The organism is Winogradskyella wichelsiae (assembly GCF_013403925.1).
Classification (GTDB): domain Bacteria; phylum Bacteroidota; class Bacteroidia; order Flavobacteriales; family Flavobacteriaceae; genus Winogradskyella; species Winogradskyella wichelsiae.
On the sequence record NZ_JABFDJ010000006.1, the window covers coordinates 235,213 to 258,407 of the forward strand.

22 protein-coding genes are annotated in these 23,195 nt (G+C 30.9%); 17 read left to right on the plus strand and 5 right to left on the minus strand.

From position 1 onward, the window contains the following. Position 1: 1 nt before the first annotated feature. From HM985_RS13530 to HM985_RS13550, 5 genes are read left to right on the plus strand one after another with little or no spacing between them, the layout of a single operon-like run. Positions 2-355 carry a hypothetical protein gene (locus tag HM985_RS13530; RefSeq protein ID WP_179313646.1) on the plus strand — a complete coding sequence of 118 codons (354 nt, stop codon included), beginning with the start codon at positions 2-4 and terminating at the stop codon, positions 353-355. Between the two features lie 3 nt (positions 356-358). Then, the gene (locus HM985_RS13535) at positions 359-745 is read left to right on the plus strand and encodes a hypothetical protein (RefSeq protein WP_173587817.1); all 387 of its coding nucleotides are present in this window, start codon (positions 359-361) and stop codon (positions 743-745) included. Positions 746-747: 2 nt separating this feature from the next. After that, positions 748-1,641 (plus strand): TIGR01777 family oxidoreductase, encoded by an 894-nt coding sequence (locus HM985_RS13540; RefSeq protein ID WP_179376758.1) that lies wholly within the window; start codon positions 748-750, stop codon positions 1,639-1,641. Positions 1,642-1,696: 55 nt separating this feature from the next. Continuing rightward, positions 1,697-2,254, plus strand: a complete 558-nt coding sequence (locus HM985_RS13545; protein WP_179313644.1) for a sigma-70 family RNA polymerase sigma factor — start codon at positions 1,697-1,699, stop codon at positions 2,252-2,254. Positions 2,255-2,286: 32 nt separating this feature from the next. Beyond that, positions 2,287-2,541 (plus strand): hypothetical protein, encoded by a 255-nt coding sequence (locus tag HM985_RS13550; protein WP_179313643.1) that lies wholly within the window; start codon positions 2,287-2,289, stop codon positions 2,539-2,541. Here the strand turns inward: HM985_RS13550 and HM985_RS13555 are convergent. Next, positions 2,527-3,363, minus strand: a complete 837-nt coding sequence (locus HM985_RS13555) for a hypothetical protein (protein WP_179376759.1) — start codon at positions 3,361-3,363, stop codon at positions 2,527-2,529. The genes HM985_RS13550 and HM985_RS13555 overlap by 15 nt on opposite strands. A 121-nt stretch (positions 3,364-3,484) precedes the next feature. On the opposite strand from HM985_RS13555, the gene gcvP reads away from it, so the two are divergent. The 4 genes from gcvP (at position 3,485) to HM985_RS13575 (ending at position 9,046) form a co-directional block, all read left to right on the plus strand. After that, entirely contained in the window at positions 3,485-6,334 is a 2,850-nt protein-coding gene (gcvP, locus tag HM985_RS13560) for an aminomethyl-transferring glycine dehydrogenase (RefSeq protein ID WP_179376760.1), read from the plus strand. A gap of 170 nt (positions 6,335-6,504) precedes the next feature. Then, entirely contained in the window at positions 6,505-7,563 is a 1,059-nt protein-coding gene (locus tag HM985_RS13565; protein ID WP_179376761.1) for a 3-oxoacyl-ACP synthase III family protein, read from the plus strand. A 33-nt stretch (positions 7,564-7,596) separates the two neighbouring features. Further along, positions 7,597-8,133 carry a methyltransferase gene (locus tag HM985_RS13570; protein WP_179376762.1) on the plus strand — a complete coding sequence of 179 codons (537 nt, stop codon included), beginning with the start codon at positions 7,597-7,599 and terminating at the stop codon, positions 8,131-8,133. A 58-nt stretch (positions 8,134-8,191) separates the two neighbouring features. Then, positions 8,192-9,046, plus strand: coding sequence for a glycosyltransferase family 2 protein (locus tag HM985_RS13575; RefSeq protein WP_179376763.1), 855 nt, complete (start codon positions 8,192-8,194; stop codon positions 9,044-9,046). A gap of 2 nt (positions 9,047-9,048) precedes the next feature. Here HM985_RS13575 and HM985_RS13580 read toward each other — a convergent pair whose 3' ends face one another. From HM985_RS13580 to HM985_RS13590, 3 genes are read right to left on the minus strand one after another with little or no spacing between them, the layout of a single operon-like run. After that, the gene (locus tag HM985_RS13580) at positions 9,049-9,855 is read right to left on the minus strand and encodes a DNA/RNA non-specific endonuclease (protein WP_179376764.1); all 807 of its coding nucleotides are present in this window, start codon (positions 9,853-9,855) and stop codon (positions 9,049-9,051) included. Then, on the minus strand, positions 9,852-10,631 hold the full coding sequence (locus HM985_RS13585) for a hypothetical protein (RefSeq protein WP_179376765.1): 780 nt from the start codon (positions 10,629-10,631) through the stop codon (positions 9,852-9,854). Before HM985_RS13585 ends, HM985_RS13580 begins: the two co-directional genes overlap by 4 nt. Before the next feature lie 2 nt (positions 10,632-10,633). Further along, the gene (locus HM985_RS13590) at positions 10,634-11,197 is read right to left on the minus strand and encodes an RNA polymerase sigma factor (RefSeq protein WP_179376766.1); all 564 of its coding nucleotides are present in this window, start codon (positions 11,195-11,197) and stop codon (positions 10,634-10,636) included. Positions 11,198-11,298: 101 nt separating this feature from the next. Here HM985_RS13590 and HM985_RS13595 point away from each other — a divergent pair, with 101 nt between their 5' ends. The 8 genes from HM985_RS13595 (at position 11,299) to HM985_RS13630 (ending at position 21,033) form a co-directional block, all read left to right on the plus strand. Beyond that, complete coding sequence (locus tag HM985_RS13595) at positions 11,299-11,832, plus strand: hypothetical protein (protein WP_179376767.1); 534 nt, start codon at positions 11,299-11,301, stop codon at positions 11,830-11,832. 81 nt (positions 11,833-11,913) lie between these two features. Continuing rightward, positions 11,914-14,679 carry a CHAT domain-containing protein gene (locus HM985_RS13600; RefSeq protein ID WP_179376768.1) on the plus strand — a complete coding sequence of 922 codons (2,766 nt, stop codon included), beginning with the start codon at positions 11,914-11,916 and terminating at the stop codon, positions 14,677-14,679. A 54-nt stretch (positions 14,680-14,733) separates the two neighbouring features. Further along, positions 14,734-16,341 carry a vitamin K epoxide reductase family protein gene (locus HM985_RS13605; protein WP_179376769.1) on the plus strand — a complete coding sequence of 536 codons (1,608 nt, stop codon included), beginning with the start codon at positions 14,734-14,736 and terminating at the stop codon, positions 16,339-16,341. Positions 16,342-16,466: 125 nt separating this feature from the next. Further along, positions 16,467-16,676: a hypothetical protein gene (locus tag HM985_RS13610; RefSeq protein ID WP_179376770.1), complete on the plus strand. Its 210-nt coding sequence runs from the start codon at positions 16,467-16,469 to the stop codon at positions 16,674-16,676. A 183-nt stretch (positions 16,677-16,859) separates the two neighbouring features. After that, positions 16,860-19,046: a peptidase domain-containing ABC transporter gene (locus tag HM985_RS13615; RefSeq protein WP_179376771.1), complete on the plus strand. Its 2,187-nt coding sequence runs from the start codon at positions 16,860-16,862 to the stop codon at positions 19,044-19,046. A gap of 82 nt (positions 19,047-19,128) precedes the next feature. Beyond that, positions 19,129-19,353 (plus strand): hypothetical protein, encoded by a 225-nt coding sequence (locus tag HM985_RS13620; RefSeq protein ID WP_179376772.1) that lies wholly within the window; start codon positions 19,129-19,131, stop codon positions 19,351-19,353. An 89-nt stretch (positions 19,354-19,442) separates the two neighbouring features. Continuing rightward, complete coding sequence (locus tag HM985_RS13625) at positions 19,443-20,726, plus strand: HlyD family secretion protein (protein ID WP_179376773.1); 1,284 nt, start codon at positions 19,443-19,445, stop codon at positions 20,724-20,726. 82 nt (positions 20,727-20,808) lie between these two features. Next, the gene (locus HM985_RS13630) at positions 20,809-21,033 is read left to right on the plus strand and encodes a hypothetical protein (RefSeq protein WP_179376774.1); all 225 of its coding nucleotides are present in this window, start codon (positions 20,809-20,811) and stop codon (positions 21,031-21,033) included. 460 nt (positions 21,034-21,493) lie between these two features. Here HM985_RS13630 and pafA read toward each other — a convergent pair whose 3' ends face one another. Beyond that, entirely contained in the window at positions 21,494-23,161 is a 1,668-nt protein-coding gene (gene pafA / locus HM985_RS13635; RefSeq protein WP_179376775.1) for an alkaline phosphatase PafA, read from the minus strand. Positions 23,162-23,195: the final 34 nt, after the last annotated feature.

The window sequence follows — 23,195 nt, forward strand, 5'->3', positions numbered from 1 at the left end:
GATGACTTACAACGCCATAACATATCTCTTGTATTTACCTCTAATTAGTTTTATTATGCTAAAGGTTGGCTGGCTATTTTATAAAAATGGCGAAGTTTTTTTACTGAATTTATTCAACCAAAACCGCCCCTTAGTCACGAGTATTAATAAACTCTTATTAATTGGTTATTACTTACTAAATATTGGATACGCCATCTTAACTATTGCTTATTGGGAACATTTAGAAAGCGTAACAGATATCATCAACTCTTTAAGTCTAACCTTAGGAAGAATTATCATCGCATTAGCAATAATGCACTATAACAACATTTTTATTTTAAAATACATTCACAAACAAAAACTTTTAAATCAATAAATTATGGAAAATTCTAAAATCATTATCGGCTACATTATTTACTTACCAATAGTTATTTTACTAACAATTTACATTTCTAAAATGCTATTTAAAAATGGCAAAATATTTATGATCGATATTTTTAAAGGCAAAGAAGAAATAGCATTAGCAACCAATAAGTTATTCGAAATTGGATTTTACCTCATAAATATCGGGTTCGCACTATATATCATGAAAATCTACTCTAGCGCATACTCAACCATAAGCTATCAAACCTTGATGGAAATATTGAGCAAAAAAATTGGTGGATTCACCATCTATTTAGGCGTGATGTTATTCTTAAATCTATACTTATTTTTTAGAGGACGAAGAAAATCGAAACAAGTATTCACAACAACTAAAGCGTCTTAACCATGAAAACAATCATCATAGCAGGAGGCACTGGCTTCTTAGGCCAAGTTTTAGAAAACTATTTTACAAGTAATGGTTACGGCATTATAATCTTAACTAGAAAACCCACCAAATCAAATCATATTTACTGGAACGCAAAAAATCTAGACCAATGGACCAAAGCACTTGAGGGTACATATGCACTCATCAACCTTACAGGTAAATCTGTAGATTGTAGATATACTGAAGCTAATAAAAAACTGATTCACGATTCTCGTATAGATTCTACTAACGTATTAGGAAAAGCAATTCTTAAAAGCAAAAAACCACCAAAGGTGTGGCTTAACATGTCTACTTCAACAATTTATGAAGATTCATATCAAAAACAAATGACGGAAGAAAACGGTGATGTTGGTAACGACTTTTCTATGAATATTGCTAAATCATGGGAAGCTACCTTTAATAATATAGAAACACCACATACAAGAAAGGTCATCTTAAGAACCTCAATTGTATTAGGTAAAAACGGAGGTGCATTAATCCCTTTAAAACAATTAACAAAATTTGGATTAGGAGGAAAACAATGGCATGGCAAACAAAAAGTTAGTTGGATTCACGAAACAGATTTTGCAAGAGCTATTGATTTTTTAATAGAGAACAACCTCAACGGAGTCTTTAACATTGTTTCACCAAAACCAACTACAAATGCTAAATTAATGACTACACTTAGAAAATCATTTAAAGTTCCTTTCGGAATTCCCCAACCAAAATGGTTAATAACGTTTGGTGCAAAACTAATAGGCACAGAACCAGAGTTAGTTCTAAAAAGTAGAAACGTCATTCCAGAAAAATTAATTAATAATGGCTTCACATTTAAACATCAATCTATAGGACAAGCTATAAGTAATCTAACATAACTAAATTAATTCTCAATTTTTTAACTTATTTTTGACTTAGTAATCAAATCAATAAATGCCTAAGCACCAAATCAACCCAAACGATTGGGTAAAACTATATTCAGACTACCTCTTCAATTACACCATTACACGTGTAAGTGACAGAGAAATTGCTCAGGATTTAATTTCTGAAACATTTCTTGCTGGATTAAAATCAATGGTTAATTTTAAAGGAGAAGCAAGTGAACGCACTTGGCTAATTTCAATTTTAAAACGAAAGATCATTGATCATTATCGAAAAATAAATTCTAATAAAGGTAAAGCTGAAGTTAGAATGAACTATCACAGTGATACCGAAACGGAAGGCGATTGGCTAGAAGAGCGCGTTTCTGATGCCTCAGACAAAACAGCTGAAGACACATTAGTAAATTCTGAATTAGGTGATGCGATCTACGATTGCCTAGGTAAATTACCAGAAAAACAAGCCGAAGTTTTTAAAATGAAAACAATGTTAGATTATGATACAGAAACAATTTGTAAAGAATTGGATATTACTGCGTCTAACTTATGGGTGATTATCCACAGAGCACGAACAAGTTTAGCTGAGTGCATGGAAAAAAATTGGTATAATTAAATTGAAAATTCTGTTTACAGAAAAATATTAAGATGAAAAAAAGTTTTTTATTTGTTAGTTGCGATGAAGCTCAACATATTTGTGATAAAGCACAATACGGTGAAGCTTCAACCAGTGAACGACTTAAATTAATGTTGCGCTTGCTTTATTGCCATGTAACAAAAACCTATTCTAAAAAAAACACAAAATTATCAGAAACCATAGAAACTTCTAAAGTTCAATGTTTAAAAGCAGAAGAACGAAACAAGCTTCAATCTGAATTTGAAAAAGAATTAAGCAAACAGTAATAAAATTAATAACCAAACTATAGGTAAGCTCTCTACACAAAAAGCACTATAGTATTTCGATTGATTTTTATTCGAAAAAAGTAAAAACAATAATGTTACAGATGTAATTAGTAATGTTGATAAAACTGTATCAGCAACCAATTCATCTTTAAAAAAATCTAACATAAAGAAAATAGCCAAGAGTGAAACACCAATCACCTTGGTTTTTTTTACGCCTATTTTTTGAGGAATTGTTGCTAATTTTAAACTATCATAATTTAAATCTCTTATCTCAAAAGGGAGCATTAAAACAAGAACGTAACATAAACGTTGCAAACCAATAATAAGGACATCAGTGTTAATTTCATAATCTTGATTTACTACAGGTAAAACAACAGCAGTCACCGTCCAAATTAAAGCAATGAGATAAACTTTTAAACCTCCTATTTGCCTTAAATTTTTATGATCGTCAAATAAATAATGTTTCGGAATCATAATAGGAATAGCATAGAAAAAAGTAATAATACCAAGAACAGTTATACATATTAATGTATTTAACTTAAGCTGAAACAAGTAATAGCTCATTGCAAAAAAAGCAAACAAAGAAAACACCTGTATGCTTTTTAACCATCCCGCTAAACTTCTATGGTGAAATTTAGCTACACCAAAAAACTTCACAAAATTGTAGCCTGTTATTGTTGCAAAAAAAACAAAATAGAGCAACTCTTTATCAAATTTTAAATTCAGCTCTATAAGTGTTACCCATGCTAATGCTAATGCTGCAAATGCAACATGAACACTACTATTTAGGTAAAAGTTAAAAATCCATTTCAACACATTCATAAAGCAAAAATAAGCATTGTGTTAATAACCTCTAATTTCGGTTAAAAACTTTAGCTTTCCTTAACTAAAAAATTAGGCTAAATATGTACTTTTGCACAACTCAATAAATTATAATTATTTAATGGATACAACCTCTTTCGCACTAAGACATATTGGCCCAAATTCAGATGAGCAAAAAGCCATGTTAGACACTATAGGTGTTAAAAATATAGCTCAATTAATCACTGAAACTATTCCAGGCAATATACGTCTAGAAAAAGATTTAGACCTTGATGCTGCTTTAAGTGAACAAGAATATCTTAGCCACATCAACGAGCTATCTCAACGAAATAAAATATTTAAAACTTATATTGGCTTAGGCTACTACCCTACTAATTTACCTGCAGTAATTCAGCGTAATGTATTAGAAAACCCGGGTTGGTATACTGCCTACACACCTTATCAAGCTGAAATTGCCCAAGGTCGATTAGAAGCTTTGTTGAATTTCCAAACCATGATTATTGATTTAACAGGTATGGAAATCGCTAATGCATCACTATTAGATGAAAGTACTGCCGCTGCTGAAGCCATGGCATTATTATTTGCTGTAAGGGATCGTAGCCAAAAGAAAGCTAACGTTAATAAATTCTTTGTTTCAGATTTAGTTTTACCTCAAACTATTGCTTTATTAGAGACAAGAGCTACACCAATAGGTATTGATTTAGTTATTGGTAACGAAAGCGAATACAATCTTTCAGACGAATATTTTGGTGCACTATTGCAATACCCAGGAAAAAACGGTCAGATCACAGACATTAAATCATTTATAGAACAAGCTAATGCTAAAAATATAAAAGTTGCTGTTGCAGCAGATATTTTAAGCTTAGTAAAACTTGAAGCACCAGGGAAATTTGGTGCAGATGTTGTTATTGGTACCACACAACGTTTTGGAATCCCAATGGGTTATGGAGGTCCTCATGCAGCATATTTTGCAACAAAAGATGCTTATAAAAGAGATATACCAGGTCGTATTATTGGAGTTACAAAAGACGCAAATGGTAATAGAGCTTTACGTATGGCGTTGCAAACAAGAGAGCAACACATTAAACGAGATAAAGCAACCTCAAATATTTGTACTGCACAAGTACTTTTAGCAGTTATGGCAGCAATGTATGCTGTTTATCATGGTCCAAAAGGGCTTACTTTTATTGCAGACAAAATAAAAAATTCTGCTTCTACCCTTTCTGGTTCTTTAGTAAAATTAGGATTAGAGCAAGTTAATTCTCATTACTTTGATACTATACAAATAAAAGCAGATGCGGTTAAAGTAAAATACGAAGCAGAGAAAAAAGAAGTTAACTTTCACTACCCAGATACAAATACAGTAACGATTTCTATTAACGAAACGACTAACATTTCAGATTTAAATGATATCATTTCAATTTTTGAAACGGTTACAGGTGAAACGACTGCTAAGATTGAAAGCATTTCAACTAATGAAACTATTCCTGATCATTTAAAACGTGTCAGTGATTTCTTAACGGTAGATGTTTTTAACACTTATCATTCTGAAACAGAATTGATGCGTTACATAAAACGTTTAGAGCGTAAGGATTTAGCCTTAAATCATTCTATGATTTCACTAGGTTCTTGTACCATGAAACTAAATGCAGCCTCAGAAATGTTACCTTTAAGCTGGCCAAGTTGGGGAAATGTACATCCATTTGTTCCTTCGGATCAAGCAACAGGTTACAAATTAATGCTAAAAGCATTAGAAGATCAACTCTCTGAAATTACTGGTTTTGCAGCCACTTCACTTCAACCAAATTCTGGTGCACAAGGTGAATTTGCAGGTTTAATGGTTATTAAAGCATATCATGAATCTCGTGGAGATCACCATAGAAATATTTGCTTAATTCCTTCATCTGCACACGGAACAAATCCGGCAAGTGCTGTAATGGCAGGAATGAAAGTTGTGGTAACTAAAGCATCTGAAGATGGAAACATTGATGTTGAAGACTTAAGAGAAAAAGCAGAGTTACATAAAGATAATCTTTCTGCATTAATGGTAACGTACCCATCTACTCATGGTGTTTACGAATCAGCTATTAAAGAAATTACACAAATTATTCACGACAACGGCGGACAAGTTTATATGGATGGTGCCAATATGAATGCGCAAGTTGGTTTAACCAATCCAGGAAATATTGGAGCTGATGTTTGTCACTTAAATTTACATAAAACATTTGCAATTCCTCACGGAGGTGGTGGACCAGGTGTTGGGCCAATTTGTGTTGCAAAACAATTAGTACCTTTCTTACCAGGAAATCCAATTATTAAAACAGGAGGTCACCAAGCAATCTCAGCAATCTCTGGAGCACCATTTGGCTCTGCATTAGTATGTCTTATTTCTTATGGCTATATAAAAATGTTAGGCTATAGAGGTTTAAAGAAAGCTACAGAAGTTGCAATTCTTAATGCTAACTATATTAAAGAGCGCTTAAGCGAATGTTACCCCACATTATATTCAGGTGAAAACGGAAGAGCTGCTCACGAAATGATTATTGATTGTCGTGGTTTTAAAGCAAATGGCATTGAAGTTACTGATATAGCGAAACGCTTAATGGATTATGGTTTCCACTCGCCTACAGTATCATTCCCTGTAGCAGGAACTATGATGATTGAACCTACAGAAAGTGAAAGTAAAGCTGAAATGGATCGTTTTTGTGATGCTATGATTTCAATTCGAAAAGAAATTGAAACAACTTCTAAAGATGAACCTAATAACATGTTAAAAAACGCACCTCACACTTTAGAGATGCTTACTTCTGATGAATGGGTTTTACCCTACACAAGAGAAGCTGCAGCATATCCATTAGAATTTGTTAGAGACAATAAATTTTGGCCAAGTGTTAGACGTGTAAATGATGCCTTTGGCGATAGAAATTTAATGTGTAGTTGTGCACCCATTGAAGACTATATGGATGCATAATCTAACTTTATAACATAAAAAAAAGTATTCAATTTGAATACTTTTTTTATGTTTTATATATTCACATATAACAATTAGTAAGAATTCATCAAAAATTTAATCTTTAGAACTTTGCAATGGCAAAAGCTCTTTAATATTGATTATTTTTGTAAGTACGAAAATATACACCGATGGCAATTAAAATAGCAGGTACAGGAAGTTACATACCCAGTCACGTAGAAAAAAATGAAGATTTCTACAATCATCAATTTTTAAATGCAGATGGATCTACAATTAAGAATTCTAATGAAATTATTGTAGAAAAATTTAAAGCTATTACAGGTATAGATCAGCGTAGGTATGTTACAGAAGAATTATCAAATTCTGACATTGCTAGTTTTGCTGCCGAAAAAGCTATTGAAGATACTAAAATAGACCGAGAAACTCTTGATTATATTATTGTAGCTCACAATTACGGTAATGTACAATACAACACAGAACAAAGTGATACGGTTCCTAGTATAGCCTCTCGAGTAAAACATTTACTAAAAATTAAAAATCCAAAATGTGTCGGTTATGACTTACTTTTTGGTTGTCCAGGATGGATTGAAGGCGTTATCCAAGCTAAAGCTTTTATTGCTTCTGGCATCGCTAAACGCTGTTTAGTAATTGGTAGTGAAACCTTGTCTAGAGTTATAGATCCGCACGATAGAGATTCAATGATATATAGTGATGGTGCTGGTGCTGTAATTGTAGAAGAAAACAATGATGAAGGAGGTATTTTAGCACATGAAAGTGCAACTTATGCATTAGAAGAAGCACATTATATTTTCTTTGGAGAAACCAATGATAAAGACAATGATGCTAAACGCAAATACATAAAAATGCATGGTAGAAAAATTTATGAATTTGCACTTTTAAATGTTCCTCAAGCTCTAAAATCTTGTTTAGAGAATAGTGGAAAATCTATAAATGATGTAAAGAAAATTCTAATACATCAAGCAAATGAAAAAATGGACGAAGCCATCATTAAACGTTTTTACAAGCAATATAAAATGGAAATGCCAGAAGGTATTATGCCAATGTCTATAAACATGCTTGGAAATTCTAGCGTTGCAACGGTACCTACATTATTAGATATGATTCTTAAAGGGCAATTAGAAAACCAAGAAATCAATAAAGGTGATATCATTATGTTTGCAAGCGTAGGCGCAGGTATGAATATTAATGCTATTGTATATCAATATTAATTTAATACGATTTCTGATTCTCTAAAAATAAAGATGTACGAAAAAACATATCCAAATAAGCGTTTTAACCTTACGCTTCAGTTTTTAAAAAAACATATCTCTACTTCAGAAACCATCTTAGACTTAGGTGTAAAAAACCCATTCTCTGAGATTATGATTTCCGAAGGTTTTTCAGTTGAAAATACAACAGGAGAAGATTTAGATGAAAATCGTAATGCTATTGAAACCTCATCAACTAATGTTGTTACGGCTTTTGAAATATTTGAACACCTTTTATCACCTTACGAAATTTTAAAATCAGTTAAAGCAGATAAAATTATTATCAGTATTCCATTAAGACTTTGGTTTTCTTCGGCATATAGAAGCAAAACAGATATGCGAGATCGCCATTATCATGAATTTGAAGACTGGCAGTTAGATTGGCTTTTAGAGAAAACAGGTTGGGTGATTAAAGACCGTCAAAAATGGACAAACCCTGTAAATAAATTAGGAATTAGACCTATTTTAAGACGCTTTACACCGCGTTATTATATTGTTTATGCAGAAAGAAATGTAAATTCACAAAAGTAAATTCAAAATTCCAAAATGCTTTACTTAGTTTTGGGCTTTCTAATTTAGAATTTGAAGTTTGAATTTTTACATCATCATCCCAGCGCATAACGAAGAAGATTTTATTGGTAAAACTTTAGAGTCTTTAGTGCAACAGACCACACTTCCTAAAGCTGTTGTTGTTGTAAATGACAACTCTAATGACAATACACAAACTATTTGTGAAGATTACGCTTCAAGACATCCATGGATTTCGGTGTTAAACTCTAAGTCTTCAGACAAACATTTGCCTGGTTCTAAAATTATTCATGCGTTTAATAAAGGCTTAAATACACTTGATGCCAATTATGACATCATTTGTAAATTTGATGCCGACCTTATTTTCCCTGATAATTATTTAGAAAAATTAACGAATCATTTTAAGGCTAATCCTAAATTAGGAATGGCTTCTGGCTTCTGTTATATTCAAAAGAATAAGGAATGGATACTAGAAAACCTTACCAATAAAGATCACATTAGAGGAGCACTTAAAGCTTATAGAAAAGATTGTTTTAATCAAATAGGTCAATTAAAAGCCTCTATGGGTTGGGATACCGTTGATGAATTGCTTGCAAAATATAATGGATGGGAAATCCTTACGGATGAAACACTTCATGTAAAACATTTAAAACCTACAGGAAAATCTTATAACAAAGCTTCAAAATATTTACAAGGTGAAGCGATGTATAAAATGCGCTATGAATTTTCTATCACTTTAATTTCAGCATTAAAATTAGCCTATAAAAAAGGGAGCCTTCAATTATTCAGAGATTATATGTCTGGCTATTTTAAGGCTAAAGCTAAAGGAATAGACTTTTTAATTTCTAAAGATGAAGGTAAATTTATTAGAAATCTACGTTGGAAAGGCATTCTTAATAAATTCTCAAATAAATAATACTAAAAAGACCAGCTTTTATAGCTAGCAGAAGCTTCTAATTTATTTTCAATATCATCATCCAATTCTGGAAAGAAATCAATTCCTGTTAAAGTTTCAAGAGAATCAACAGGCACTACAAATTTATATAAAGGTAAACTTGAGTTTTCATGATCCATTAAAAACGCTAACATCTTTATTTTCCCATTAGTGTTATCTAAAATCACTTTGTAGAATTGATTAGGTACTGATACGTTTTCGTCACCAATAGTTTTTAAATTATCTTTTAAAACACCTCCTGTAACTACAAAAATACCATCATTCTTTTTTGCCCAATATCTAACTTTCTGCTCTAAACGATTCCACACACCAGCATTAAATTGATGTTCTTGTGGGCTAATATTACTTGTTAAAAAAGTTTCATCGTGTGCCGCTTTGGTAAAACGCCTATCACCTGCAGGACATAAATGTCCTTTATCGTAGCTTGATTTTTTATAATTTCTCCAATGTGCTGCTCCTGTTTTTACAGTATCATCAATTTCAAAATATGGACGTTTACGGTTTGTAGAACTTAAATGTGCGGACTTTAACTCGTATGCCACCCACTCTGCTTGTTCGTGAGGCTCGCTATAAGATAACGAATAATTTTGATGATGGATAATTTGATTGGTCGTGCTTGATGGTAAATAATATTCGTTGGTGTTTTCTTTTACAATTTTACCTTCAGTTATAACTTCTTCTTTAGACTTTTGTTCTATAAAAAAATCATAACTATAAATTGCAATTACTATTATGGTGGCAGTTATTGTGAATATTGGCTTTCTTTTCAATCTTTAATTTTTTCTAAAAGTTCTTTCGCTTCCGAATGGTTATATAGTTTACGAGAAATAATCTCAGCTAATATAGCTTTCGCTGCTTCAACCTTATCTGCTTTTATATATGTCAATGCCTTATACCAAAACCCTTTTTCTGCATCTAAGAGATTACTATTTATAAGATTATTAAATGTTTCTTTAGCATCATTATAGTGTCCCAATTCAGCTTGAGTAATTCCTTTATATATTTCTAGAGTTCCGTCTTGTTGTTTAAGTGATTTAAAAATATCTAATGCTTCCGTATATTTCTTGTCTTCAAAAAACCCTTGTCCTTCTGTTAATTGAGTAACTTCATCACTTCTAGAAACAAAAGATGGCAAATCATTTAAAGCCAAATAATCATAATACAATTCTTGATTGGAAACGGTTTTATTAAAAAAGAATTGAAACCCTAAGAAAACAACGATTGAAGCCGCTGCTAAATAGTATAGTAATTTTTTTCTTTTACTGTTGTTATTCTTTGCTTTAAATTTTGAATTAGCGTCAACTAATGTTTTTTTTAAATTTTGTAAATCGTTCTGCTCTAATAAGTGTATATATTCATTAACCTCAACATTTTTATTCTTAAAAAAACTCCAGCTATTTTCATCTAAAGCATTAAAAAGTTGCTCTTCTAATTTAAATTTATATTTAAATTCCTCATTAGACTTTAAGCGTTCTAAAAATGACTTTTCTTCATTTTTAGACAACAAGCCTTCAAGGTAATTATCTATTAAAATATCATCTTCCATGACTACAATTCTGTCAACGATTGAAATCGCTTATCTTTTTTAATCAGTTCTTTTAAACTGTTTTTACATTTAAACACACGTTGCCTGACCACTGTTTCGGAATTATAATTAAATATTTCGACCATTTCCGCATAAGATGTTTTAGCAAAAAACAATTTTAATATCTTCTTACAATTCTCTGAAATTAATTCTAGGCTCTCATTGAATAATTCCCAGCGTTTTTGCTCTAAAACAGCCAAGGCAATATCTTCATTATCATCTCTTAGTTCAATTAAACCTTCTTTTGTTACCTCAATTTTTGATTTATTTAACTCTCTACGCCAAAGATTCTTACATACTGTAAATAAATAAGGCTCAAAACTAGTTTTAATAACAAACTTCTCTTTTTTATAGCGAACAGCTAACTGTAGTAATGCTTTCTGAAAGATATCTTCTGCATCTTGTTGTTGACCTTTGTTTTTAAGTACAAAAGATTTTACTTTGTAAAAGTTATTCTTATAAATAGAGTTAATAATCTTAGCATCGTTATTAAGTAAAGCCTTTAAGTAATAAGAATTATCAGTCACGCGTTTTTGTTGTATTGTAAAACAAAAATAAACTTTTATATTTAGTGGGTAACAAATATGTGTTTGTAGAACAATATGATATAACTTAAAATATCAAAACAATGAAAAAAATTATCTACTTATTTTTATTAGCTACGTTAACATTAACTTTTGCGTGTGAAAAAAATGAAGTTCTAACAGAAGAAAGGAGTGCCGTTTCAATTGATAAAGAACAATATCAATCTCGACAAGGAAACAATAATAGAGGCTCTGGATTCCTAGTGGTAGCTACTGTTTTAAATGAAGTTCCACCAGGAACAGAAACACTTGAAATTTATTTTGACATGGGCAGTTTAGAAACTCTCTATCGCTCTTTTCCGAATAATCCATTAATTGAAGGACCATTTAATGTATTTTACAGAAACCAATGGTTAACTTCCTTTACAATTTATACAATTGCTTATTCTAGTTTAAATTGTGATGTTAGCAGAGAGAAATGGACTGTAAACAAGTCTGAATACGAAAACTTTATTCTTTTACAGCCCATCGAAGGAGTTAATTCATCAGTTCTAAAACCAAGGCCAGTACCAAAAGATATTATAGAAGAAGAAGATGAACCTATAATTTCAGTAATAGATTATTCAAGTTGCTTTTAATTTTAAAGTATCTATATAAGAAGTATTAATTTAATAATGCATAATTTTCACAAACAGAATCTTCTATTATTAATAAGTTATATGAAATATATTTCGTTTATAATTCCTCTATTATGTCTTTTACTTTGTAATAAAATTCTTGCCCAAGAACCATCCAATGAAGCATTAAAAATATTAGAAAAAACAAATATAAGTTATAACGAAAAAAGGAATAAACTTCAATCACTAATCAAAATTCATAATGATAATAAGGAATACGATTTTTTTTTAGCAGACAGTTATGAACTGTTAAGATTGAATTATAAAAATGGATACATAATTGAAACTATTGAACTTAATAAGGAAAATCTAAGTTTAATGGATTCTTTAGGCTATAAAAATAAAAACTTCTATAGAAAAAATCTTTATAGCCTAGGATATTACCAAAAAACAAACCTAAACCAAGAAGAAGCTTTAACAACATTTTTAAGGTTATTAGATTATGACATTTCTGATATTTTAACTTTAAAAAGCGCCTTTTTTACAGGTAAAATCTACGACGATTTAGAGGATTATTATAAAGCTTCCGAATATTACAATATTTCGAGTAAACTAGCTAAACAATTGGGTGAAAACAATTATTTAGTTAGATCAGCTCTAGCTACGGCAGTTTTATGTCGAACTATCAACACTAATAAGAGTCTTCAAATAGGGATAAATGCACTAAATGAAATATTGGCCCTCAGTGAATCCTTAAAAAAAGACCATAATGTAGACAATGATATTTCAGATATATTTATGTATCAAACCTACAGTGAATTAGGTAAATTATATGGAGATAGAGCTGACTACGATTTCATAAAAGGGAAAAAGTATCATGAGGAAGCGTTAAAATTAGCAAATAAAATCAAAGACTCTTTTTATATAGGCAATGCATATCTGGACATCGGATTATTACACCTTAATGATAAGAAAAAAAATGCAGAATTTTACTTTAAAGAAGCATTGAAATATAAAGAAGAAACGAATGATATCTTAAACATCTCAATAGTGAATAAGAATCTAAGTCGTCATTATTTAAACTTCAAAGAATATGATAAAGCTTTGAAACACATTCAGAAATCAATTAGCCTACTCGCACCTCTAACCAGTAATAACATTGAAAATCTTCCAACTAAAACAAAACTAAAAAACTCAAAATCAAAACTATATATTTGCGCTGCATTGATTGAAAAATCAAAAATATGGTTAACGCTTGCTGAAAATAATCCTAAAGTAGAAAAATTTTATAACGAAAGCATAAAAACCTTAAAATTAGCAGATTATATAATCGATGAATCTCGATTAGAAAGCAAAGAAAGCAATACTAAATTGTTCTGGAGAAAAACTGCTACTGAGATATACTTGTTAGGCACAAAGGCAAGTATAATAGCCAATAATATCGAAGATGCTTTTTATTATATAGAAAAAAGTAAAGCTATTTTACTTTTAGAAGATATAGCGTTAAGAAACATTAGGAATAATTCTAATATACCTAAGACCATCTCTAATAAAGACCTAGAATTAAAAGAAAAAATAACAGAATTAGAAAATCTTAATAATTCTACAAACAATTCCTCTTTACAAAGACAATTATTATTAGCCAAGGAGAACTACATACAATTTATTGAGGTATTAGACATAAAATATCGTCTTTACTACAAAACATTACAACCTGCAGAAGTTATAACCTACAATAGTTTTAAAGAGAAATATATCACAAAAAACAATGCATATTTACAATACATTATTGGTGACGAAAGAGGTTATGGTCTTTTAATTACTAAAAACGAATCTAAGCTTTTTGAAATTGAAGATGTTGAAACCTTAAAAGCTTTAACGATAAGATATAGAAGACTTTTGGATATACCATTTAAAGACAAATCTTCTATCGCAGAATACACAAAAGTTTCTAATTCCATTTACAATACTTTATTTCCACAAGAAATACGAACATTACTAAAAGATAAAAAATTAACTATAAGTCCAGATAATTATCTTCAAAATATTCCTTTTGAGTCCTTAATGACCTCAACAAAAGAGCGTAGTTATTTAATATTCGAGAATGAGATAAGCTATGCCTATTCGTTAACATTTCTCGATGAAAATAGTAAAATTAAACGAAATAATAATAATAATAATAATGAAAACTTTGTTGGCTTTGCACCTGTGAATTTTTCTTCAGAATTATCTCAACTTCCAAACACAAAAGAAGAATTAAATAGTATAGAAAAGCTATTCTCAACTAAAATGCATTTAAATGAAGAAGCTACTAGCAGAACTTTTTTTAAAGAAATTAGTGATGCCAACATTATTCATATTGCGTCTCATGCCAATGCTAATGATAGTATAAGTCCTTGGATTGCTTTTCACGATTCAAAAATAAATTTAAACGAACTATATAATCATAATACCTCCGCAGAATTAGTTGTTCTCAGTGCTTGTAACACATCTCTTGGCGAACTTTATAAAGGAGAAGGTGTAATGAGCCTATCTAGAGGGTTCTTCAATACAGGCTCTCACAGTGTGCTTCCTACGCTCTGGGAAGTTAATGACCGCTCAACTGTAGAGCTATTAAATTCATTTTACACAAATCTTAAAGCTGGTCAAAGTAAATCGCGAGCACTTCATAATGCTAAATTAAAATATTTAGAAACCAACTCGCTAAGTGAGGCTTCCCCTTATTATTGGGCTGGTTTTGTTTTGATAGGTGATGATAGCCCAATAGAATTAAGCTCTAATTTTAATATCTATTATTATTTAATTTTAGCTGTTCTTATTGGTCTTTTAGTCTTCATTTTAAAAAAAATAAAAATAAATAAACTTTAGTGGGTAACAAATCTTAGTGCTAAGGAACACTATAGTAAATTAAACCTTAGCATTGTGAAAGACCCTCTATTCCTGCACGTTCAACAATTATTGAAATTAAACTCGATTCCTTTTGATAAAACCGAATTAGAATTCCAAATACAAAGTCATCCATCTTATCCAAGTTTACATGCCATAACGGGTGTTCTAGACCACTTTGAGATCGATAATATTGCATTAGACGTTCCACAGACAGAAGAAATTCTTGAGCAACTCCCAACCTCTTTTTTAGCGCAGTTAAAGATTGATAACAATGAAGATTTTTCTGTAATAAAAAAAAGAGGTAAATCTTTAGATATTTACAATCCAAGTTCTAGAAAAAAACAAACTATTGACTCCTCCATTTTCTTGAATCAATTTACAGGCATCATGGTAGCCGTAGAAAAAGAAGTTAATAAAAAAGCTAATACCTACGAAAACACAAGATCAAAAGACACTATTACAATTGCAACCATTATTCTAATAGCCTTAACGTTCTTTCTAATGCAACCAACTTTTAGTGAAAGCGCAATTTTCGTTTTTTCGATTCTAGGAATTATTATAAGTATTGCCATATTTAAGCAAGCACAAGGAGAAAACTCCGTTATCGGTAATGCTTTTTGTAACGGAGAGTCAACAACAAAAAGTTGTAATGATGTTTTAAACTCAAAAGGTGCGACACTTTTTAAAAACTTTAAATTAAGTGATTTAAGTATTGTGTATTTTTCTGGACTAGCCCTTGCTTTATTTGTAATTACTGCTTCTCAAAATACTATATCCATACTGTATCTCATCAGTTTTGCCTCAGTACCTATTACCATATTCTCAATCTATTACCAAATACAGATTGTAAAAAAATGGTGTGCCTTGTGCTTAAGTATTATTGTTGTTCTCTGGCTTCAAGCAGGTGTCTCTAGTCTTAATACAAATTCAATATTAGAATTCTCCCCACAGAGTGCTTCTCTAATATTAGTGTCGTTTGCAATAGCTCTTGTAAGTTGGAATTATATAAATCCACTACTAAAGCGAGAAGATGAATTTAAAAAATTGAAAATTGAATATTATAAGTTTAAGAGAAACTTTAATTTATTTAGTTCCTTGTTAAATCAAACTAAACAAATCACAATTCCAAACAACTTAGATAACATAATACTTGGAGACTCTAATAGTAATTTAGAAATAAGTGTCATAACCAATCCGTTTTGTGGGCACTGTAAATCTGTTCATTTCCTCATTGAGGATATTTTACGAAAGACTGATAACATCAAAATAAATATAATTTTTAATGTTAACACAAATGCAATCAGCTCTGACTCAGCAATGGTTTCTAATAAACTATTAGAACTATACCACGAAGAAAATTTAGATACATTATTAAAGGCAATGGACGATATCTATGAAAATCCTATGGCTGAAAAATGGCTAGTTAAATGGGGGAAATGTAATAATGAAGATCATTATTTTACAATGTTAAAGCAACAAAAAGATTGGAGCCAATCTAATGATATCAATTTTACTCCAGAATTACTTATTAACGGTAAAAGCTACCCTAAGGAATATAATAGAGAAGACTTAATCTTATTTATTGAAGACTTACAAGAAGTCTCTAGCATACCAAATACAATTGAACCAATTAAAACATAAAAAACCAAAGCCATCAATAAAGATGACCTTGGAATTTTGAACAAAATTCTCTCGCGAAGAATAGACACAATCTGTGAGTGTCTTTAAATGTTCACTGCAAATTTAATTTCTAAAATTTTAGTAAAATGAAAAAATCAATTTTAAAACTTGGTAAAGCTCTAAGTAAAAATGAGCAAAAACAAATTTCCGGTGGAACCCCATCAGTGACAGAAACAACACCAGGGTTCGGTAATCATTATCCAAATTGTCCAAATCCTTGGGTACCATGCGATAGTGATTTACGTGATTGTAGGTTTCCTTTTCACGTCAACTCTTTTGGTAGATGTACTCTGTAATAAAAATGTTAAATGATTAACACAAAAAGTGGAAGTTTTATAAAATTTCCACTTTTTAACAATTTTCTAACAGATGTAAATATCACATAGTCTTTATAAATCTATAATTAATTATAAGCTTGACTTATTATTAATTAATATTTAAACTCAAAGTGTGCACCACTTTTAATTCACGTCTTTTTTTTGATAATATTCCCAACATATAAACAAACAGAATCCAAAGATTGTGGACCAACATGTATTAAGATTATCGCCAAGTACTATGGTAAAATCATTAATACACAGCAATTACGAAAACTTAGCGAAACAACTAGAGAAGGTAGTAGTTTATTAGGTATAAGCGAAGCATCAGAACAAATCGGATTTAGATCTTTAGGAATTCAATTAAGTTTTCAAAAGCTTAAAGAAGCCCCTTTACCATGTATTATTCATTGGAACAACGACCACTATGTTGTTCTCTATAAAATTAAAAAAGATAAAATCCATATTTCAGATCCTGCTCATGGTCTTGTAAATTATACTAAAGAAGAATTTCTAAAATTTTGGATAGGAAATAATGCCGATGAAACTACCCAAGAAGGTATCGCATTAATGATTGAACCTACACCAAAATTTTATGATTCTGAATTTGAAGAGGATGAAAAATTTGGTTTTAATTTTATTTTTAGGTACCTCTTTAAATACAAGAAATTTATTGTTCAATTAATAATAGGCTTACTTGCTGGAAGCTTATTACAATTAATATTACCTTTTTTAACCCAAGCCATTGTAGATGTTGGTATAGCAAACCAAGATCTCAATTTTGTTTATTTAATTCTTTTTGCTCAATTATTTCTATTTCTAGGAAAAGCTTCTCTAGACATTATTAAAAGTTGGATTTTACTGCACCTAAGCACCAGAATTAATATTTCTCTTATTTCAGATTTTTTTATCAAATTAATGAAACTGCCTATTTCTTATTTCGATACTAGAATGACAGGCGATTTACTGCAACGCATCAACGATCATAAACGGATAGAACAAATACTTACAACATCATCGTTAACTATTCTTTTTTCATTTTTTAACCTTATCATTTTTAGTCTTGTACTCTGTTATTATAGCATTCAAATCTTTGGAGTTTTTGTTATTGGTAGTGTGCTCTATTTCACTTGGGTTTTGTTCTTTTTTAAAAAACGTAAAGAATTAGATTATAAGCGTTTTTCTGAAGTTAGTAAAGAACAAAGCAAGGTCATTGAACTCATTAATGGCATGCAAGAAATAAAGTTACACAATGCAGAAAAACGCATGCGTTGGAATTGGGAGTATGTGCAAGCACGTCTATTTAAAGTAGCAACCAAAAGTTTAGCATTAGAGCAAAAACAAAGTGTAGGTTCTAATTTAATTAATGAGCTCAAAAATATGTTCATCACAGTGTTATCTGCAACACTTGTAATTGATGGCAGCATTACTTTAGGTATGATGATGGCTATAAGCTATATCGTTGGGCAACTTAATGGTCCAATAACACAACTCATAAGTTTTATGCGAGACGTACAAGATGCCAAAATATCTCTAGATCGATTAGGTGAAATTCATAACATGGAAGATGAAGAAAAACCAGAAGACAATAAAATAAAAGTTATACCACAGAATGCAGACTTAAAACTGAGCAACATTAGTTTTAGATATACAGGTGCCCTAGAACCTGTTATAAAAAACTTGTCATTAACAATCCCAGCAAATAAAACAACTGCAATTGTGGGAGTTAGTGGAAGTGGTAAAACCACATTAATGAAGTTGCTGATGGGATTTTACAAACTAGATTCTGGAGATATCTATATTGACAAATACAACTTAAATAATATTTCTCAAACGGCATGGCGTGCCAATTGCGGTGTAGTCATGCAAGAAGGCTATATTTTCAATGACACTATCGCTAGTAACATCGCTGTTGGCGAAGATTACATAGACCAACAAAAATTAGAATACGCTATAGATATTGCAAACATATCAAATTACATCGATGGGCTTCCAAAAGGCTACAACACCAAAATTGGTAATGAAGGATCTGGCTTAAGTACAGGTCAAAAACAGCGTTTATTAATTGCAAGATCTGTTTACAAAAACCCTGATGTCCTATTTTTTGATGAAGCAACTTCTGCTTTAGACGCTAATAATGAAAAAGTGATTATGGAAAAACTAAATAGTTTTTTCATTAATAAAACAGCAATAGTTATAGCTCATAGATTAAGCACTGTGAAAAACGCCCATCAAATTGTAGTATTAGATAACGGTAAAATTGCAGAAAAAGGAACTCATAAAGAACTTATTGCATTAAAAGGTAACTATTACAACCTAGTAAAAAATCAATTAGAACTAGGTAAATAACAATATTCTCTCGCGAGGAATAGGCACAATCCTTGAGTGTCTTTAAATGATCAAAATTTTAAAATTTATAAATAATTTAATTATGAAAAATTTATCAAAATTAGGTAAGGCTTTAAGCAAAGTTGAACAAAAAGAAATTATTGGTGGTAAACGAACTACTAGAATAGGGCAATGCTACACGAATGCTGATTGTTGCATATTTCAAAACAATCAATCTTATGGTTATGTCTGCTATGCACCTACGGGAGATCGTGGTAATTGTGTTCCAGGTATATTCGATCCTTTTAACAATCCATGTGGAAATTAATTTACAGCCCCTTTATTTGAATAATCCATTAAGGGTAGTAGAAATTAAGAAGGTATTCTCTTAAGAATACCTTCTTTTAAAAAAAAATTATGCCACAAGATATAGATATAAGAAGCGAACACGTTCAAGAAATTCTAACTAAAGTCCCAAACTGGATGATTAGGTTTGGAAACACCCTTATATTAGGATTAATTGGGATGTTGCTCTTTATTTCTTGGTTTGTAAAATACCCAGACCTTATTACTACAGAAGCTCAAATAACCACAAAGATTCCGCCACAAAAAAAATACGCGCAAACTACAGGTAAATTAGATACTGTTTTTATACAAGACAATCAATCTTTAAAAGAGGGGCAAATAATCGCAGTATTAGAGAATAGTGCAAATTTTAAACATATTACATTACTAAAATCCATAATAGACACTATAAAACCAAACAATAAAAATTTCAACTTTCCTTTAGATGAATTACCAGTCCTATTTTTAGGTGATGTGGATTCAGAATATGCTTTATTCGAAAACAGTTACATACAATACCAATTAAATAGAGAACTTCAACCTTATTCAAACGAACAGAATTCTAATCGTTTTACAAAATCTCAACTTTATTCACGCCTAAATACGCTTGAAGCACAAAAACAACTCAATCAATCAGAATTAGAATTTCAACAAAGAGAATTAAAACGACATCAACAACTTTTTAATAAAGGAGTTATAGCAAAGCAAACCATTGAATCTAAAGAAATAGCCTATTTGCAAGCTCAGCGTAACTTTGCAAATATGGATGCCTCAATATCTCAGATAAGAGAGGCCATTAGTAATGCAAGCACTACCTCAATAAATACAAAAATTAAACAAACTAAAGAAGAAATTAGTTTACTTAAAAATGTATTACAAGCATTTAGCCAATTAAAAAGAGCACTCATTAATTGGGAAATGCGAAACGCTGTTATTTCAGATATTGATGGTAAAGTTGCATTTGCTAAATTCTGGAGTAAAAACCAAACTGTAAAACAAGGACAGCTATTATTTACCATAATCCCAGAAGAAAATTCAGCATATATCGCTAGACTTAAAACACCAGCACAAAATTTCGGCAAAATAAAAACTGGGCAAACCGTAAATATTAAATTAGAGAATTATCCAGATGCTGAATTTGGGACTCTAAAAGGACAAATAGAATCTATCGCTTTATTACCAGATGAAGATGGCTTTTATCTTGTTACAGTAATTCTACCTTCAACACTAATTACATCTTATAAAAAAGAGATAACTTTTAGACATGAAATGCGAGGTTCAGCAGAAATCATCACTGAAGATTTAAGGTTAATGGAACGTTTCTTTTATCAACTAAAAAATGTCTTTAAGAATTAAAAATATTCTCTCGCGAGGAATAGACACAACCTTGAGTGTCTTTAAATGATCAAGATTAATTTAGTTATTAAATATTTTTATTATGAAAAATTTATTAAATCTAGGAAAAGCTTTAAACAAAGCTGAACAGAAAAGTATTAACGGAGGTCAATTTACTTATACCGCTTGTAATAGCAATAACTGCGCTAGCCTTTTTATTGTTAGTGGATTTGGAGGAAATGGAGCAGCATGTGTATTCCCTATCTCAAACACAAATTCAGCATTATGCTCTGGAACAGTACAGGATAATACGTGCTGTCCATCATAACACATGTGTTTTTTAATGGTAGTTCGTCAGTATGACGAACTACTTTTATATGCCTTATATAATATAAAAAACATATTTAAATGATACTAAATTATATAATAACAAATTGAAACGGCCAAAAATTCTCTTTTATTTTATTTTTGAGAACTATTTAATAAATATTATTCTCTCGCGAGGCGTAGACACAACCCCTGAGTGTCTTTTACTCATGAAGGCTAATTTAATTATGGGAAATTTAAAAAACTTAGGCAAAACTTTAAATAAAACTGAAAAAAAATGTATTTAGAGGTGGTAAACTAGTAGCTATCATACCTGATTTATGTGGCGGATACCTATATGAGGCAGAAAATGATTGTTGTGTTAATTAATAATCCTAATCCTTGGCAGTATGCAGAACAACAGGCACGATAGGAACTAGTGCTTTTCCAAATATTTGTAAATCTTAAGCATCTTTTAAAAATTAATCAATCACAAATCCTAAAGGTTGTCCAGTTGCTCCGTTAGGGAAACTAATACCTAACAATGCAGACATAGTTGGTGCAATATCTGGAATTATAGTTTTATTGAATGTTTCACCATGTTTAATTCCTTTTCCAAAGAATAACAATGGAACGTGTGTATCATAATTTGAACTACTTCCATGAGTAGATCCCGTTTTACTATATGAAATAAATGCAATATCATTTACCAAAATTACATCTCCCGAACGTTTTTGGTTAAACCCATTTTCAATAAGTTCCTCCACTCCTACAGGAAAACTAGTAGTACTCATTGTTGATGCCGTATAAACTTTAGAGATATTTGGATAACTTAATTGCTCCATTGCAATGGCATCTTGAACATCACTTAATTTTAGTCCTAATTCTTTAACTTTATTTCGATCTAAAAAGATCTGATTGTTACTAATGTTTTCTACAATAGACTCTGTACCATACGTAGCATTTAAAAAAGCATTAAATCTTGCTTTTCTATCTTTATTGTCTACGTAACCTGCAGGAACTCTAACAGACTCTAAATAAGATGGTACATCAACAGCACCATGATCTGCAGTAAGAAAAACAGTATATTCTCCTTTTCCAACAGTCGCATCTAAATAATTAAAGAAACGCTCTAAATCCTTATCTAAACGCAAGTAGGTATCTTCTACTTCTTTAGAGTTAACCCCAAAATTGTGACCAACATAATCCGTTGCAGAAAAGCTAACAGCAAGCACGTCTGTAATTTGATCTTTTCCTAAATTCTCTGCCTTTACTGCTGCAATTGCAAAATCTACAGTTAAACTATTTCCATAAGGTGTTGCTTTTAAAATATCAAAACCATTATTCTCTTTGCTTAATTTTTTTAAGTCATAAGGGAATGTTGCTTTATCTTTTCCTTTAAAACCACCTTCAAACGTATTTTCATCAACACCACTTTCCGTATATGTTGAAATATCATAAAGTGTATTCCATTCTTTTAAATACGATTTTGCCTTTTTAGAAACATTAAAATCCTTAACCCATTGTGGCAATTCATTCATATAAAAAGAACTTGTAATCCAAGCACCTTCTTCTTTACCATGAAACCAATAAGCTGCATTTGCTGTATGCCCTGCAGGTAAAATTGCTCCTCTATCTTTTAATGAAATTCCAATTGTTTTACCTTGCATTTGAGTAAACAATCTATTTTCATCACCAAAGGTAGTCGTTTGCATTCTGTGTGGAGACATCTGACCTGCTTCATCTTCTGTTCCCACAGACTTTACATTATCATCACCAGCACAATACACCATTGCTTTGGTCTCTTTATTGTACCAATTATTACCTATAATACCATGAGTTTTGGGTGTTGTACCTGTATATACCGACGCATGACCCGGGCCTGTATAAGTTGGCACGTAATTAAAATGATTATTTTTACAATTAAAACCTTCACTTATCATACGATTAAACCCACCATCACCAAACTTAGACTGAAAGCGCGTTAAATAGTCGTAACGCATCTGATCGACTACAATACCTACGACAAGTTTAGGTCTTTCGGTTATTTCTAAACTGGTTGTTTGGCTTTTAGAATCTGTAGTTGTATTTTGAGCACCGCATGCTATAAATAAAAATAGTGCAGCAGCTAAAGTGATGATATTTTTCATTAGAAATAAGACATTAATTTAAGATTCAAAAATA